Raw genomic sequence first — 17807 nt, forward strand, 5'->3', positions numbered from 1 at the left:
CACCTAAATTTATAAAAATGAACATTATCGGTAAGAACATCAGACAGCTTCGCCAAAAAAATGGCTGGAGCCAGGGCGAAGTAGCCAAAAGACTCAACATCTCTATTCCTGCGTTTTCTAAAATTGAAACAGGAATTACAGACATCAACATTTCACGCCTTGCGCAGATCGCTAATCTTTTTGAAGTTTCTACAATGGACATCATCTCTAAAGAAGGGGAAAACCCTCAGTCAGTAAATTTCGAAGAGATCAACAATCTGAAAGCGAAACTTTCTCTAAGAGAAGAAGAGATTATCAAACTTCAGAAGAAAGTGATCGATCTTTACGAAGAGATCAGAGAAAAATAAGATTGCTCTTAAGAGAACAATTTACGCAGCGTAAGGTGCCGCTTCCCAAAAGTGGCACCTGTTGCTTCATGAATGGAGAGCATCTTATCATTAAAGTCTCCCACCCATGACAATTCAAGTTCATCATACTGCTCCATAGGCAAAACATATTCCTTGAGTTTGATGAACAATGCCGATTCAAGGCCATGCTTCTGGTAAGCAGTTTTTGTTCCCATTACAATCGCTCTCATCCTGTTTACACCCTTCCATCTGCGGTAAACAAATCTCAGTTTTTCTATCAGACCCAGTTTTCCCCTGAAATCTTTTATCATTTGATTAGCATCCGGGATAATAACTACGAATGAAGCCGGTTCTCCGTTCAAATAAGCGAACCAAATTAACTTTTCATCCATTATGGTCTCCATCTGTTTAAAACTCTCCTGAAGCGTCTCTTTTTTGATAGGCACAAAGTTTTCAAAATCTTTCCATCCATCATTGTAGATCTCCATGAGGTCCTGTACATATTTGTCCGGATTTTTCTTGGAGAAGTGTTCAAAAGTATAGCCTGGCTTATTGGCTACCCAATTGGCAATTTTTGTAAAGCGTTCAGGAAATGGTTTTCTTACAGCCAGGTGATTCGTGATTTGCTGATAAGAAGTGCTGAAACCGTAGTTTTCAAAGAAGGCTTGATAATATGCCGGGTTATAATTCATCCCGTAGGATGGGGGAGTGAATCCTTCTACTAGCAATCCCCAGAAAGTATCATTCTCGCCAAAATTGATAGGCCCGTCCATCGCCTTCATGCCTCTTTCCTTCAGCCATGATGCTGCAGTATCAAATAATAAAAATGCGGCGTCCTGGTCGTTAATGCACTCAAAGAAACCCATCCCGCCGGTTGGCTGCTCATAGTTGTAGGCCTTCTTTTGATTGATAAAAGCTGCTACCCTGCCAATTGTTTCCCCTGAGTTGTTCTGGAGTATCCATCTGGTGCATTCACCATGATTATAAAAAGGGTTTTTGGCAGGATCAAATGTTTTTTCTACATCCTGGTCCAGAGGACAGATCCAGTTTTTATCATTTTTATAAACCAGATGCGGAACCTTTAAGAACTCTCTTTTTGTTTTTGAACCAGAAACGGGGATAATTTGCATTGAAGGGGGGCTATTTTAAATAAAAAAGCATCTTATTTTAAGATGCTCTATATGTATCGGTAAGAATTATTTAGTAGTTATCGTCATCATCATCAAAGTCGTCGAACGTATCCAGATCATCAAGTGGCAGATCAAAGTCATCGTCCTCATCATCATCATAGTTTTTGTTCTTTGCTACGGAATCAAAAGAATTTTCATCAGCCATTTCCTTGTCCTGTGCCTGATCATCTAATGAACCTTTCTTTACAGATTTTTTTGGAGTTGTCATTTGTCTAAAATAAAATTGCCAGAATTATTGATAAGTTAAAAATACAAAAAAAACTTTTCAAATAGCACCGTGGCTGTCTCTATAGGTTTTTTTTTGCTCAACCAAAAATAACACAAAAAGCATTTTAAAAAAAGAACTATTTTTAAAATTGTACGCTGAATTTTTAACTGATTGCAGGTCAGATGCAAGTCATGTCAAATAATTTTTGGTCAAAAAAAAAGTGGTAAAGTTTGAGCTTTACCACTTTTAACACACAAATGAAACCTGAATTGAGATAAGTTTTAGGTTAGGTGAAAAAATATCTTTTGCCAATTCTATAAGAACGCTTTTGCAAACTTTGTTTGCTTTAATATCTATAACAAGTTTAATGCAAATTTAATCTGAAAAGAATTATAGTTAGTAAGTGGTAGGGATCATTGAGTAAACGGTAAAATACTACCTGTTTGGGATGATGATGGAGATTGTAGTGCCCGAATTGCCGTTCTGATGGATCCTGATTTGTATAGGATCTGACTCAATCTGATTGATCAGGTTTACTCTTTCCTGGGTGAGACTCATGCCTTTACTGTTATGTTTTTCATTTTTTATCCGTAAAGAATTGTCTATTCCAATACCGTCATCCGTGATCTGGATGAGCAGTGAATCTGCAGACTGGTGGTTGATCACAATAGCCAGATTTCCTCCTTCTTCCTTAGGCATCAATCCGTGCCAGATCGCATTTTCAATATAAGGCTGGAGAATCATGGATGGGATCATGGTTTCATCCTGATCAATGTCATTTGCTATGCTGAGGGTATAGTTAAACTTTTCTCCAAATCTCATTTTCTCCAAACTGAGATACAGCGTGAGGTACTCAATTTCCTCTTCAAGTGATATAAAACTCTTTGTACAGATATCCAGATTTTTTCTGATCAGCCTTGCAAAACCGGTTAGAATCTTATTTGCTGAAGAGGTGTTTTTGGTATTGATGTAATGCTGGATGGAGTTCATGACATTGAACACAAAATGAGGATTCATCATTGCTTGTAAAGCCTGCTGCTCTAGCATCAGAATTCTGTTTTTTAGTAAAAGCCGCTGCTGGTCTTTGTCCTTTTGCTGTTTGGTGACAATGACTGCGATTTTGTAAAAGCTGAAACTGGCAAGGAGCAGGATCAAAGCCATAAACCACAGGGATTGCCAGAAGTGTTCTTTCAGTACGAAACTGACGCTGACTGGTTTGCTCCACTGGCTGTTGCTTGTTCTTGCACATAGTTCAAATGTATAACTATCTGGCTCCAGTGATGAGAATTCAAGTCGCCTGCTCTTTGTTTCTGTCCATCCGCTGTTTGGGTTTAACCTGTAACGGTAGGAGATATTGTTGTTCTGGAAGTCGATCGCACTATAAAAGAAGGTAATATTATTATCCGCAGGCGCAAACACCATAGAAGTATTCAGATCGATCATCTTCTTGTTATTGAACACGGCAGAGATCAGTACTTTCGGCACTTCCTGCGATCTGTCAAATGGGTTATTCGCAAAATACACAAGGCCATGATTGGTGGCAAAGAAGGCTGTATCATTGTCGGCGTAAACTTCATTTACATCATTATCCAACATGCTGTTTGTGAAATCGAATGATTCAACCGGGTATTGATCTTTCAACAATATCCTGTTCACTGCAATATTGGTGACTACCCACACATAGCCTTCCTGCGTAAACAGCTTTTTGCAGATATTACTTGCCAGTCCGTTTTCAGTGGTGATCTGCTTCACAATTTTACCATTCCTGAAGAACAGTACACCATAGCCATCAGTAGCGAGAACCATAGTTCCATCCTGCAGGGCTTTCATGTCGTTGATCCGTGTATTCAGTATCCCGCTTTCCTGAAGGAAATGATGTGTTTTTCTATTGGAAAATTCTGAAAATCCGGCGGTATTGGAGAACCAGAGATGACCAGACTGATCATAGTAAACCCTGTACGACCGCCCGCTGAAAAAGTTTTCTCCCTCCTTGTAGGCTGCCGCTGAAAAGCTAAAATTGCTCATAGGCTGCTCAAGCACAACGATTCCTGACGATAAAGCCAGCGCCAACTGATTGTTTTTACTGATACTGAAGTTTTTCAAGACAAAATTGCTGTTATTCAGTTCGCGGAGATAGCGGGGATTTCCAGTGGATTTTCCCGAAATATCCAGGATACCCAGCTCGTAATCCGAGGAGAAGAACACTTTTTTTCCACTGGAATCCACAGCCATTTGCTTGATGGCACTAAATCTGTTACCGGGTAGGTTTACGCAGCTTACTGTATACCCCGGTCTGCTGAGGATATTGATGGTACCATGATCCATACCCATCCACAGCCTGTTATACCTGTCTTTCATCAGGCTCTTGATACCGTTATTGCTTAAGCCATGGGTCTGATCCACCATGTAGATCCGTTTAGACTTCTCTGGTAGCATGTAGATCCCGTTATTGGTAGTGAACCACATATTTCCTTTAATGTCCCTGATCACCTGGGTAGTCTGCACATTGGAGAGGTACTGTATGCGGTGTCCATGTCTGTCGATAAAACTGACGCCTGCATTATTAGCCAGCCACAAGCCCTCATGATTGTCAGCAAAAAAATACCCCGGATTATTACTTAGCAAAGCAGTGTCTACGGGCAGAGTTAGTTTTTGCCGGTCTCCCTCCCTGAGGGAAAGTCCGTTCTCAGTTAGCAGGAGTAGCGTTTTATCCTGCCGGTGTAATGTCGTTTTAAAGGACAGCAAACCGGTAGGCTGTTTGAAATTGACAAAGGTATTGCCCTTGTACAGATGATGCGCATTAGCGCTCAGTGCCCAAAGTCGCTCAGCTTTATCTTCATACATGACCGTACTGATAAACTGGCTTGAATTATTGCCTGATACATATTTGATGATAGACTTACCGTTCCATTTCACCAGCAGGTTTTTGTTGGTTCCAAACCACATGTTGCCTTTGCTGTCTTCGAAAAAAGAGATCACAATACTTTTGAAGTTCAAAAGTTTTAATGCGGTGTCGTTTCTTTCATTGAAGATCTTACCATTGTAAAAGTAGCTGAGCTGTCCATTTAAGGCAGACATCCAGATTCTACCCTTATGGTCTTCGTGAAGCTTGATCACCTGATTGTCTGGTAATCCGTCGTCTATAGAGAAAGTCTCAAAAACTTTACCGTCGAAGCGGCATACACCGGCGTCTGTGGCCACCCATATATAACCCTTTTTATCCTGTAAAGTGTAATAACAGCTATTACTGGGAAGACCATCCTTGGTGTTAAAATGTTTGACAAAAGTGGTTTGTCCGTAGCTCCTGCTGCAACAAAAGACGATATAGATCAGGATATACAGGCGTAAATGGCGCATGTTATTTATCGTTGGTAAAACGGGTATAAGATTTGACTTTCTCTACGAAAATACTTGCTCTCCGGCGGGATACAGCAATTTTCTCTCCGTTTTTCAACACCACTTCCAGTCCGTTTCTGGAATTGTATTCTTTCAGATAATTCAGATTGACGATGCTTGATTTATGGATCCTTACAAATTGATCTTCGGGAAGAATTTCTTCATATTCCTTGAGTACCCGGGATACTGTGATCTTCTCCCTGTTGTCCAGATGAAAAACTGAATAGTTACTGTCAGCTTCAATTCTGATGATCTCATTCAGTTCGATGAGTGTATAGCCCTGCCCGTTTGGGAGGCTCAACTTACGAATTTCTGCACCGTCATTCAATGTGGAAGATAAATTTTTCAATCGCTCTTTTTTATCTGTTTCCAGATCATTTTCTCCAATAATGGCAGATGCTTTATCCACTGTTTCTTTAAGCTCATCGATGTCAATCGGTTTCAGTAAATAATCCAGCGCATTTGCTTTAATTGCCTTCAGTGCATACTGGTCGAATGCAGTTGTAAAAACCACCTGTGAATTATTTTTTTTTGCCTCTGCAATGAGCTCAAAGCCATTTTTACCTGGCATGGCGATATCCAGAAAGATCAGGTCAATATCAAAATTAGAAAGCAGTTCTGTGGCTTCATCTACAGATTTTGCAATCCCGCAGATGTGTACATTTTCGCAGTTATTCTGTAAAAGGAAATAAAGAGAAGAACGCGCAAATTCTTCGTCATCAACAATAATCACATTCAGCACAGGCAGGTATTTTATGAACGTGAATTTAACAAAAATAGGCGACTTAAGAATTTTTTATTCAATCTGCAAAAACCGGATGAATTTTTCCCGCGTATGTCACATTAAAGACATGAATTGTTCTACACGAAAATGAAACTTTAAATAAATTAAAACCTCAACTAAAAAATCAACTACTTATGAAAAATTTTCAACAAGAAGATCAGGATTTGCTGCATAAAGAAAGTGGTATACTCACTGCTCCGCTGCAACGCCGTTCTTTCCTTCAGTTCGCTGGAGCAGGAGCTGCCGGAATAGCCTTGATGGCTGCCGGATGTAAAAAAGACGATGGAAGTGAAGGACTCAGACTTTCAGGTGCTGTAGACCTTGGATCAGGTGATGTAGGTATCCTTAATTATGCTTATGCGCTTGAGCAATTGGAAGCTGCGTTTTATGATGCAGTAGTAAAAACTCCCTACTCTGGTATTTCTGCTACAGAGCTTGCATTGTTAACCGATATCAGAGATCACGAGTTAGCGCACAGAGAATTCTTTAAAAAAGCCCTGGCAGGTAATGCAATTGTGGGTCTTGAAGTAAACTTCAGTGCAATTAATTTTACGCAAAGAGCAAGTGTACTGGCCACAGCCAAAGCATTTGAAGATCTGGGTGTATCTGCCTACAATGGTGCTGGTAAATTGATCAAAAGCGCTGATTATTTAGTGCTTGCGGGCAAAATCGTTTCAGTAGAGGCAAGACATGCTGCACTGATCCGTGATTTGATTGAAAATGGAACCTTTGCCAACTCTGAAGTTGTTGATGCAAACGGACTGGATAAAGCAAGAACACCTTCAGAAGTGCTGACTATCGCAGCACCATTTATCAAAACTAAAATTAACGCAGGTAACTTACCATCTTAAATAAGAAATCATGAATATCATCAATATATTAGACGAAATTGAAAAAGTGGATGGCGAGATCTATGAGCGCATCAATCCACGCAGGGCTGCAATGAAACAATTTTACAACTTAGGTTCTAAAATGGCTGTTGCTGCAGTGCCACTTGCCCTGGGTTCTATGTTTAAAAAAGCGTACGGACAGACTTCATCATCTGTAATTGAAGTACTGAATTTTGCACTTACACTGGAATATCTTGAATATTTCTTCTACCAGCAGGGTAGTGCGGCACCTGGATTAATTCCTGCAGGTACACCAGCGGTTGCAGCAATCAATACCATCCGTGATCATGAGCTCGCTCACGTTAACTTACTGAGAACAGCGATTACTTCTTCGGGCGGTACTCCGGTAACTTTTACAGCAGCTAATTTTGATTATACTGCCAAAGGTACTTTTCCAACTGTATTCACTAACTATCCAATTTTCCTTGCAGTTGCACAGGCTTTTGAAGATACAGGAGTAAGAGCTTACAAAGGTCAGGCACCAGCATTGATGGGAAGCCCAAGTGTATTACAAACGGCTCTGCAGATCCATTCTGTAGAAGCACGTCACGCTTCACATATCCGTCAGATGCGTAAAGCGCCAGCTGGTGGAGGTGTTACAGCCCTGAAACCATGGATCACCGGTGCGAACGACAGTGGTGTTCCACAGGTTGATGCTGTATATAAAGGTGAAGACAACGTAGTTCAGGCAGGTGTAAATATTCCAAGCTTAGGAGTATCTACAGCAGCAGCTACAGAATCATTTGACGAATTCCTGGTAAAAGCAGATGTACTTGCTATTGCTTCGTTATTTATCAGATAATATTAGTTTGTTTAGGTTTAAAATGAAGAAGAGGGCAATTGCCCTCTTTTTTTATACCTTTTATATTAGTAAGTGATGACTTGTTCTTCAAGTTGTTCAGGAAGGTCACGGTAGTTATACTGCTGTCCTCTCAGCTGCGGTTCAAAACCGGCTTCTCTGATGGCATCCTGTATACCTTTGGCCGTAAAACGATGCGGAGCACCAGCAGCAGAAACCACGTTTTCCTCGATCATGATCGAGCCAAAATCATTTGCACCCGCATGAAGACAAAGCTGCGCTACATTTTTACCCACAGTAAGCCATGAGGCCTGTATATTTTTGATATTGGGAAGCATAATCCTGCTCAGTGCCAGCATTCTGATATATTCATCACCCGAAACATCATTCGTGATACCTCTCAGACGTTTCAATAAAGTACCATCATCCTGGAAAGGCCATGGAATAAAAGCTAAAAATCCTTTGGCATGCTCTGGTTTTTCACTCTGTACTTCCCTGATCCATACGAGGTGTTCAAAACGTTCGTCTATAGTTTCAACATGACCAAACATCATCGTTGCCGAAGTTGTAATATCCAGCTGGTGTGCTGCACGCATGACATCAAGCCATTCCTGTCCGCCGCATTTTCCTTTGGAGATCAGTCGTCTTACCCTGTCATTCAGGATTTCTGCTCCAGCGCCTGGTAAGGAGTCCATTCCTGCGACTTTCAATGCGCTTAAAACCTCTGTATGCGACAGTTTCTCCAGTTTCGCAACGTGGGCAATCTCAGGCGGGCCCAGTGCATGTAACTTGAGATCAGGATAAAGTTCTTTTAATTTTCTGAAAAGATCGGCATAGAAGTTTAGGCCCAGGTCAGGATGATGACCACCCTGCAGCAGCAGCTGATCGCCCCCAAGGCGGAAAGTTTCTTCAATCTTCACCTTATAGGTTTCAATATCTGTAATATAGCTATCTTCATGACCGGGTCTTCTGAAAAAATTGCAAAACTTGCAATTGGCAATACATACATTGGTGGTATTGACATTGCGATCGATCTGCCAGGTGACTTTACCACTTGGTACTTGCTTTTTTCTCAATTCATTGGCCACAAAAGACAATTCGGCAGTTGAGGCATTCTCATATAAGAATACACCTTCCTCTTTTGTGAGAAAGTCAAATTGCAGCGCACGTTGTAATAAATCAGCAGTATTCATATCAGCAGTATTCATAATGCAAATATAAGCTAAGTTCTGCTCTTTTTATTTCACAAGATTATCACATTAAGCCTTAAAGCAGGGCAGAGCTGATTTTTTTTGTGTCATAATGTGTTTGTCGCCTCTGGAATATTTAGCACATTTAGCCAAAATCATAATGCTTATATTTGGCAGAATTATAAATTTTTTATGGTAGATTTCAATCGTTTTACATTAGCTAATGGCCTTCGCGTTCTCGTACATGAGGATGATACCACGCCGATGGCTGTACTAAATATTTTATATGACGTTGGTGCCAGAGATGAAGAAGAGGATAAAACCGGATTTGCACATCTTTTTGAGCACCTGATGTTTGGTGGCTCGGTAAACATACCGAGTTATGATGAGCCCCTGCAAAGAGTAGGAGGTGAGAACAATGCCTTCACCAGCAATGATATTACCAATTATTATATCACACTGCCTGCTACAAATATCGAAACCGCTTTCTGGCTGGAGAGCGACAGGATGCTGAGCCTGGCCTTCTCAGAAAAAAGTCTCGAAACACAGCGAAATGTTGTTTGTGAAGAGTTTAAACAGCGATACCTGAATCAGCCTTATGGCGATGTATGGCTGAAGCTAAGACCGCTTGCCTATCAAAAACACCCGTACAAATGGGCAACAATAGGACAAGACCTGGCTCAGATTGAAAATGCTTCTATGGAAGATGTGAAAGCCTTTTTTCATAAACATTATAATCCTCAGAATGCCATTTTGGTAGTGGGAGGAAACGTGAAGACTGAAGATGTTAAGGTGCTGGCTGAGAAATGGTTTGCTCCAATCCCTGCAGGAAACAAGTATACCAGGAATTTACCAAAAGAGCCATTACAGACTGCTGAGCGCAAAGAAACTGTTATAGCTAAAGTGCCGCTAAATGCTTTTTACATGGCCTTCAAAATGCCGGCACGCAGAGACCAGACTTACCAGACCTATGATCTCATGGCTGATATCTTATCGCAGGGACAGTCTTCGCGACTTTACAACAGCCTGCTCAAAGAACAGCAGTTGTTTAGTGATATCCATGCATATATCACCAGCAGTATGGATGAAGGTTTATTCATCGTGGAGGGTAAACTGAGTGAAGGGGTAGCCATGGAGGTTGCCGAGGCTGCCGTTTGGGCAGAACTCAACAAAATTGCGACTGAAGAGGTAACCGAGACCGAACTGACGAAAGTCAAAAACAAATCGGAATCTATCATGGTATTTGCCGAGATGAGTTTGCTTGATAAGGCCATGAACCTTGCTTACTATGAATTGCTGGGTGATGCAGCCGGTTTGAATACGGAGATAGATAAGTATCTGGCTGTTGATGCGGCTAAGATTCATGATGCCGCAAAAAAGACTTTCGTGAGAGAGCAATGTTCAACTTTATATTACTTAACATCCGACAATGCTTGACCGTACACTAATACCTGAGTCTAAACAGGTAAACGATATCAATTTTATTTCCCCTCAAAAACAGGAACTGGACAATGGAATCAGGGTTTTTACCGTCAATGCCGGTAAACAGAAGCTGGTTAGGATAGAACTTGTTTTTGAAAATGTTAACTGGAAAGAGTCAAATCCATTACAGGCTATTGCTGTTAGCCATCTGATCAATAACGGAACGAAAACATTAAGTGCCAGGGAAATTGCCGATAAGGTGGATTACTATGGTGCTTTCCTTCAAACTGATTATGGTGCCGACCAATCCAGTATCAAAGTATATACGCTTAATAAACACCTTGAAGCTGTGCTGCCAATTTTATGGTCTGTGCTGAATGAAAGTATCTTTCCACAGCAGGAGCTGGATATTTTTAAACAAAATCAGCAGCAATCCTTAAAGGTAAGTTTGCAGAAGAACGACTTCATTGCGAGAAAGAACTTTGCAAATGCCATATTTGGCAATTCTGCCTATGGCTCCAATATCGAGGTTGCAGATTACCAGGCGATACAGCGTGAAGAACTGACGTCTTACTTCAGTGCGGCATACAAACCTGAGAACTGTACCATCTTTGTAGCAGGTAAATTTGAGGATCAGGAATTCAATATCCTGAATTCCATTTTTGGACAGGAATGGCACAACAAGGATGCATCGGTGATCAATCATTTCTCTTTTGATTCATCTTTAAAAGGGGAAATATTTATTGAACGCCCTGAGGCGATACAATCTGCTATCCGGATGGGGCTGAGAAGTTTAAACAGGACTCATGCTGATTTTCCTGCTTTTCAGGTAATGAACTGTCTGCTGGGTGGTTATTTCGGGTCCAGGCTGATGGCCAATATCCGTGAAGACAAAGGTTATACTTACGGTATTGGTTCTGCCATCGTATCTATGAAAGACGCCGGGTATTTCTTTATCGCTACCGAAGTTGGTGCCGACGTTTGTACAAACGCGCTGGTTGAGATTGAGAAGGAAATTGAATTGCTTAAATCTGAAACTGTTGCAGATGAGGAACTAGACCTGGTAAGAAACTATATGCTGGGCTCAATGCTGGGCAGTTTGGAAAATGCTTTTTCACATGCTGATAAATTCAAAAATATCTACTTCTCCGGATTGAGTTATGACTACTATGATAATTATATCAAAACGGTTAAGACCATTACGCCTGAAGAGATCAAAAACCTGGCTAACAGGTATCTGACTACGGAAGAATTTACCAGAGTTATTGTAGGTAAAAAATAAGTTGTACTGGCTAATTAACTTTAGCCAGTATCTTCCTCTTTTTTTAGCGCTCTGATTATTGTCAGTTTCTCCTCATATTCGCTTCATTGCTTAAAACAATTTCGGATTCGCAATAATTTGTTTACCTTTGCCCGGCAAGTAATAACTCCTAATTATTTGCTATGCAACTCGATCCCCAAAAATTTATTGCTGAAGGCCTGACATACGATGACGTATTATTGGTTCCTTCCTATTCTGAAGTTCTTCCACGTGATGTAGACACCGGAAGTTACCTGACGAAAAAAATCCGTATAAATGTACCTATAGTATCTGCTGCGATGGATACCGTTACTGAGTCGGGCTTAGCTATTGCTATTGCGCAAGCCGGCGGTATTGGTATTCTGCACAAAAATATGAGCATTGCACGCCAGGCTGAAGAAGTCAGCAAAGTGAAACGCTCTGAAAGTGGTATGATCCAGGATCCTGTAACACTTCGTGCAGACGCAGTGATCGCAGATGCTTTCCAGATCATGACCAAATACAAAATTGGCGGTATCCCTGTCATTGATAACGACAACAAACTTGTGGGTATCATTACTAACCGCGATCTGCGTTTCCAAAAAGATATGCAACGTCCGGTATCTGAAGTCATGACCAGTGAAAATCTGATCACTGCTCCTGAAGGTACAACGCTTATTCAGGCTGAAGAAATCTTACAGGACTACAAAATTGAAAAGCTCCCGGTGATCAGCAAAGACGGTCATCTTGCAGGACTGATCACTTTCAAAGATATCCAGAAATATAAAAACTATCCTAAAGCTTGTAAAGACGAGCGTGGCAGGTTGAGAGTTGGTGCTGCCGTTGGGGTTGCTGCCGACAATATTGACCGTGTAGCTGCTTTGGTTCAGGCCGGTGTAGACGTAGTGACGGTAGATACTGCACACGGACACTCCAAAGGTGTAATCGAGATGGTAAAAGCGATTAAAGCACGTTTCCCTGAACTACAGGTGATCGCAGGTAATATCGCTACTGCTGATGCAGCAAGAGCACTCGCAGAAGCTGGTGCTGATGCTGTAAAAGTTGGTATCGGTCCGGGCTCTATCTGTACCACAAGAATCATAGCAGGTGTGGGAGTACCTCAGCTATATGCAGTTTATGAATGTGCCCAGGCTTTGAAAGGAACAGGTATTCCTGTAATTGCCGATGGTGGTATCAAACAAACAGGGGATATCGTTAAAGCACTCGCTGCGGGAGCAAGCTCAATCATGGCTGGATCCTTATTTGCAGGAGTAGAAGAATCACCGGGTGAGACTATCATTTACGAAGGTCGTAAGTTTAAATCTTACCGGGGTATGGGTTCTGTTGAAGCGATGCAGGTAGGATCTAAAGACCGTTATTTCCAGGATGAAGAAGATGTAGTTACTAAACTTGTTCCTGAAGGTATCGTTGGCCGTGTTCCATATAAAGGTACACTGTCAGAGGTGATCTATCAATATGTTGGTGGACTGAGAGCAGGAATGCACTATTGCGGTGCTGCTACAATTGAACAACTTCAGGCAGCAAAATTTGTCCGCATTACTGCTGCCGGAATGAGGGAGAGTCACCCACATGATATCTCTATCACTAAGGAAGCTCCAAACTATTCACGTTAATAGAACTTTTAATATACTATTGAAATCATCTCAAGCCTCAGGCCGCTGAGATGATTTTTTTATTTATAACCTAAATTATCTCTCTGTTTATGAAATCAATATGTGTGTATTGCGGCGCCAATTTCAATGGCGATCCATTGTTGTCAAAGGCTGTTGAAGATCTTGCAGCCGCTTTTGCTGATCAGCAGATCCGTTTAATTTATGGTGGTGGCAGTCTTGGTGTGATGGGTATGATTGCTGATGGAGTGTTGAAGAAAAAGGGCCTGGTTACAGGAGTAATCCCCCAGTTCCTTCTCGATCTTGAAGTAGGAAACATGGAGGTAACCGAGCTGATCATCACAGAGAATATGCATCAGCGTAAACAAAAAATGGCTGACCTCGCTGATGGCTTTATCATTCTTCCCGGAGGTTTCGGAACACTCGAAGAGTTTTTTGAGGTACTCACCTGGCTGCAGTTGGGGCTGCATCGCAAAGCTATCGGTGTTTTAAATGTGAATGGTTTCTATGACCATCTTTTTGCGCAGTTGGATGTAATGGTTGAGCAACGCATGCTGAAAGCAGATCACAGGAAACTGGTGATCGACTCGGATCAGCCAGGCGTCCTGCTGCGGAAGATGAAAGCATTTACTACAGTTCCGGATCCTTTGTGGCCCAAAGATAGAGATCTGATCTAAGTCTTCATTTCAGCGACTGACGATTTCCTTATCCGGAAGCAGATTACTTCATATTATGGTATCTTCAACAGCGGTCGGAATTCGTCTCAACCACATAACTGCACTATACCTTCTATACCCCAACTATACGATAACTTTAGGACAATAATACCGCATCTATACCATTTTGGTATTGTTGTGGTATTATTGTGGTATTGGTAGGGTATAGAAGCTATGGACTGCAGACGGTTTTGTGATGATTCTCCTATGCTTAAAGTAATACCTGAACATGGGTGTATCAATGACAATAACCCTGTTTAGCAAAACGTTAATTATCTCTGATTTTCCGTAATTTCAGAGATAACCTTTATCTTGCCTCAATGGATATCGAATTCAATAAAAACGAAGACGTCAATAAACAGCTGGTTTACGAAGTGAAAACCGGGCTTAAGACTATATATAAAGGTGGTGGGGAAAAGAGTGCGGCCAAACAAAAGGAAAAAGGTAAAATGCTGGCTAGAGAACGTGTCAGTTACCTGGTCGACGAAGGTACAGAGTTCCTGGAAATAGGAGCTTTCGCAGCAGAGGGCATGTACGCAGAGCAGGGTGGTTGTCCTTCAGCAGGTGTAGTGACTGGTATTGGTTATGTATCTGGCAGGCAGTGTATGATCGTTGCCAATGATGCTACTGTTAAAGCTGGTGCCTGGTTTCCGATGACCGCAAAGAAAAATCTTCGCGCACAGGAAATTGCGATGGAGAACCGTTTGCCGGTGATCTATCTCGTTGACAGTGCCGGCGTGTATCTGCCCATGCAGGATGAAATCTTTCCTGATAAGGAACATTTTGGACGTATGTTCAGAAACAATGCGATGATGTCTGCCGATGGGATTGTCCAGATCTCGGCAATCATGGGTTCCTGTGTTGCTGGCGGAGCATATCTGCCAATCATGAGTGATGAGGCGATGATTGTTGATGGTACTGGTTCTGTATTTCTCGCGGGTTCCTATCTGGTAAAATCCGCTATCGGAGAGGATGTGGATAATGAAACCCTTGGTGGTGCTACCACGCATTGCGAGATATCGGGCGTTACGGATTATAAACATCCCAATGATCAGGCCTGTCTGGATAGTATCAAAAATATTATGAGTATGCTGGGGCAGCCAGAAAATGCCGGTTTCAGCAGGATAAAGCCTGCCGCTCCCAGACTTGATCCTCAGGAGCTATATGGCCTGCTTCCTGAAAACAGGGAAAAGCAATATGATATGCATGAAATCATATACAGGCTAACAGATGATTCTGAATTTGAAGAATATAAAAAGGAATATGGACAAAGTATCATTTGTGGCCTGGGTAGAATTGACGGCTGGGCAGTAGGCATTGTCGCCAACCAGAGAAAAGTCGTGAAATCAAAAAAAGGAGAGATGCAATTTGGCGGAGTTATCTATTCTGACAGTGCAGACAAAGCCGCACGTTTTATCATGAACTGCAACCAGAAGAAAATCCCGCTGGTCTTTCTGCAGGACGTTACCGGTTTTATGGTAGGCAGCAGATCTGAACAGGGTGGGATTATCAAGGATGGAGCAAAAATGGTAAACGCAGTAGCAAATTCCGTGGTTCCTAAATTTACGATTGTAATCGGCAATTCCTACGGTGCAGGAAACTATGCGATGTGTGGAAAGGCATACGATCCACGGTTGATCTATGCCTGGCCAACAGCAAAAATTGCAGTAATGGGTGGCTCACAGGCTGCAAAGACATTACTACAAATACAAGCAGCTTCACTGAAAGCCAGAGCTGAGGTGATTACCCCGGAGAAAGAGGCAGAAATGCTGAAGGAAATTACAGAAAAATACGATAGCCAAACCACTCCCTACTACGCTGCGGCAAGGTTATGGGTGGATGGAATTATTGATCCGCTGGAAACACGTAAAGTGATTTCTATGGGTATTGAAGCCGCTAATCAGTCGCCAATAAAAAGACAATTCAATGTCGGAATTATCCAGACCTAGTTGCTAAATTTGATATTAATATGAAGAGAATAATTTTTTGTTTCCTGCTTTTTGCAGGCAGCATTAATACTGCATTTAGCCAGGTTAAAACGATTTTACTTGATGCGCGTGATCGTATCGTAGCAGACTCTACCCTGGCCATCAACTATGCAGTTTTTGGAAAGGTGGAGGGAGATACTGTTTATACCTTTAAAAAATTTGATTTCGATGGTGTTCTGCTTACCTCTGGCACTTTTAAGGACGACAGTCTGCAGGTACCTCACGGTCAGTTTGTCTATTATGACTGGATTACTCCTGATAATAACTACACGAACCTGGGCTATGAAATCAATGGGAAAGCCCGTTATGTTGTGTTGAGCGGAAAGTATATCAATGGTCTGCGTACCGGTAAATGGCTTAGCTTTTATGCCGACGGAAAAGTGAAACAGATGGCAACTTATGTACAGGGAGATTTAAACGGTCTGTACCAGTCTTACGATAATAATGGAACAGTACAGATTTCTGGTTTATATGCCAGCGGAAAGAAGAATGGTACATGGGCAATGCGGGGCGGTAAACAGGAAGATGAATATGTAGACGATAAACTCATCTCTTCACTGAGTGGCAGGAAACTGCGCGATAAGCAGGCACAGGGCAAAAATGTCAATTAAGCAGATGAACCTTTTGCGCATTCTCATATTAAAGCGTAATTTTGTATATTAATTAATCCCGGGTAATTTTCAACGCATATATTAATGCTGGTACCTCAGGGCTTATCATAGAAAAAATATTATGGACACTACTCAAGAAATAGAACACGTTCAATGCCTTATCATTGGTTCGGGACCTGCGGGATATACTGCTGCAATTTATGCTGCAAGGGCAGATCTTAAACCAGTATTATATACCGGAATGGAAGCTGGGGGACAACTGACACAGACTACTGATGTTGATAATTTTCCGGGATATCCCAGCGGTGTGATGGGGCCTGAAATGATGGAAGATTTCCGCAAGCAGGCAGAGAGATTTGGAACTGACATCCGTTTCGGTTATGTAAGTTCAGTAGATTTCTCTTCAATGCCACATAAAGTAGTGGTAGACGAGATCAAAACAATTACAGCTGATACCGTAATTATCTCTACAGGTGCTACTGCTAAGTGGCTGGGTTTACCAAGTGAGTCTCATTACAATGGTTTCGGTGTTTCGGCCTGTGCAGTTTGTGATGGTTTCTTTTTCAGGAATCAGGATGTAGCCATCGTGGGAGCGGGTGATACTGCTGCCGAAGAAGCAACATATCTGGCTAAATTATGTAAAAAAGTATATATGCTTGTTCGCCGTGATGAGTTCAGGGCTTCCAAAGCTATGGTAAACCGTGTATTGAATACACCAAATATCGAAGTGATCTATAACTCAGAGGCTAAAGAAGTATTAGGTAACGGTAAGAACGTAACAGGTCTGAGAATCCATAACAACCAGACAGGTGAGGAGTCTGATCTTGCAGTTGAAGGTTTCTTTGTGGCTATCGGTCATAAACCGAATACTGATATGTTTAAGGGATGGCTGGAAATGGATGATACAGGTTATTTAAAAACCATTCCAGGTAGTACCAAAACAAATATTGAAGGTGTTTTTGCCTGCGGAGACGTACAGGATCACTATTATCGTCAGGCCATTACTGCTGCCGGTTCAGGATGTATGGCTGCACTAGATGCTGAACGCTACCTGGCTGCCAGGGAAGATGAAGTAAAAGTGCTTTCGTAAGTAATCTGACACTGCGATAATTAAGCTATTTAGCTGTTAAATTAATTGGGCCTGCTGGTTTGAACTTGCAGGCCCAATTGATTATTTATAGTCTTATGACAGTTATATATGTCTGCGCAATATGTCAGCTCATTTTAATTGCTTAATTCTGTTAGTAATTTTAGATAAGTTATGTCTCCTGAATCCCTGACTTAATATTTTGCTGTTCTATATTGCAATATTATGGTCAATTCAACGACACATTTGCTGTAAACTTCGGATAAGGT

Annotated in this window: 15 protein-coding genes; 10 read left to right on the top strand and 5 right to left on the bottom strand. The window is 41.6% G+C overall.

Annotated elements, in window-relative coordinates; all coding sequences use genetic code 11:
- Positions 1-17 precede the first annotated feature (17 nt).
- Positions 18-347, top strand: coding sequence for a helix-turn-helix transcriptional regulator (locus tag OQY15_RS14810; RefSeq protein WP_041884843.1), 330 nt, complete (start codon positions 18-20; stop codon positions 345-347).
- Between the two features lie 8 nt (positions 348-355).
- Here OQY15_RS14810 and OQY15_RS14815 read toward each other — a convergent pair whose 3' ends face one another.
- The 4 genes from OQY15_RS14815 to OQY15_RS14830 form a co-directional block, all read right to left on the bottom strand.
- Positions 356-1477, bottom strand: a complete 1122-nt coding sequence (locus tag OQY15_RS14815; protein ID WP_265792576.1) for a GNAT family N-acetyltransferase — start codon at positions 1475-1477, stop codon at positions 356-358.
- A gap of 70 nt (positions 1478-1547) precedes the next feature.
- Complete coding sequence (locus OQY15_RS14820) at positions 1548-1745, bottom strand: hypothetical protein (protein WP_265792577.1); 198 nt, start codon at positions 1743-1745, stop codon at positions 1548-1550.
- Between the two features lie 435 nt (positions 1746-2180).
- Positions 2181-5102, bottom strand: a complete 2922-nt coding sequence (locus OQY15_RS14825; protein WP_265792578.1) for a two-component regulator propeller domain-containing protein — start codon at positions 5100-5102, stop codon at positions 2181-2183.
- Position 5103: 1 nt separating this feature from the next.
- Positions 5104-5883, bottom strand: a complete 780-nt coding sequence (locus OQY15_RS14830) for a LytTR family DNA-binding domain-containing protein (protein WP_265792579.1) — start codon at positions 5881-5883, stop codon at positions 5104-5106.
- A gap of 176 nt (positions 5884-6059) precedes the next feature.
- Between OQY15_RS14830 and OQY15_RS14835 the strand changes: the two genes are divergently transcribed.
- Both OQY15_RS14835 and OQY15_RS14840 read left to right on the top strand, forming a co-directional pair.
- Positions 6060-6776, top strand: coding sequence for a ferritin-like domain-containing protein (locus OQY15_RS14835; protein WP_265792580.1), 717 nt, complete (start codon positions 6060-6062; stop codon positions 6774-6776).
- Positions 6777-6786: 10 nt separating this feature from the next.
- Positions 6787-7617 (top strand): ferritin-like domain-containing protein, encoded by an 831-nt coding sequence (locus OQY15_RS14840; protein ID WP_265792581.1) that lies wholly within the window; start codon positions 6787-6789, stop codon positions 7615-7617.
- Positions 7618-7682: 65 nt separating this feature from the next.
- Here the strand turns inward: OQY15_RS14840 and mqnC are convergent, their stop codons facing one another.
- Positions 7683-8807, bottom strand: a complete 1125-nt coding sequence (gene mqnC / locus OQY15_RS14845; RefSeq protein WP_265792664.1) for a cyclic dehypoxanthinyl futalosine synthase — start codon at positions 8805-8807, stop codon at positions 7683-7685.
- 189 nt (positions 8808-8996) lie between these two features.
- Between mqnC and OQY15_RS14850 the strand changes: the two genes are divergently transcribed.
- The 7 genes from OQY15_RS14850 to trxB all read left to right on the top strand — a co-directional run bounded on the left by OQY15_RS14850 (position 8997) and on the right by trxB (position 17541).
- Positions 8997-10241, top strand: a complete 1245-nt coding sequence (locus tag OQY15_RS14850; RefSeq protein ID WP_265792582.1) for a pitrilysin family protein — start codon at positions 8997-8999, stop codon at positions 10239-10241.
- A complete protein-coding gene (locus OQY15_RS14855) occupies positions 10234-11508 on the top strand; it encodes a pitrilysin family protein (RefSeq protein ID WP_265792583.1) in 1275 nt (424 codons plus the stop codon). Before OQY15_RS14850 ends, OQY15_RS14855 begins: the two co-directional genes overlap by 8 nt.
- A 161-nt stretch (positions 11509-11669) precedes the next feature.
- Entirely contained in the window at positions 11670-13139 is a 1470-nt protein-coding gene (guaB, locus tag OQY15_RS14860) for an IMP dehydrogenase (RefSeq protein ID WP_265792584.1), read from the top strand.
- Positions 13140-13228: 89 nt separating this feature from the next.
- Complete coding sequence (locus tag OQY15_RS14865; RefSeq protein ID WP_265792585.1) at positions 13229-13813, top strand: TIGR00730 family Rossman fold protein; 585 nt, start codon at positions 13229-13231, stop codon at positions 13811-13813.
- A gap of 359 nt (positions 13814-14172) precedes the next feature.
- Positions 14173-15801, top strand: a complete 1629-nt coding sequence (locus tag OQY15_RS14870; protein ID WP_265792586.1) for an acyl-CoA carboxylase subunit beta — start codon at positions 14173-14175, stop codon at positions 15799-15801.
- Between the two features lie 20 nt (positions 15802-15821).
- Positions 15822-16451 (top strand): hypothetical protein, encoded by a 630-nt coding sequence (locus OQY15_RS14875; RefSeq protein WP_265792588.1) that lies wholly within the window; start codon positions 15822-15824, stop codon positions 16449-16451.
- Positions 16452-16572: 121 nt separating this feature from the next.
- On the top strand, positions 16573-17541 hold the full coding sequence (trxB, locus tag OQY15_RS14880; RefSeq protein ID WP_265792589.1) for a thioredoxin-disulfide reductase: 969 nt from the start codon (positions 16573-16575) through the stop codon (positions 17539-17541).
- Positions 17542-17807 lie beyond the last annotated feature (266 nt).

This window comes from Pedobacter sp. MC2016-15, assembly GCF_026239695.1.
In the GTDB taxonomy this organism is placed as follows: Bacteria; Bacteroidota; Bacteroidia; order Sphingobacteriales; family Sphingobacteriaceae; genus Pedobacter.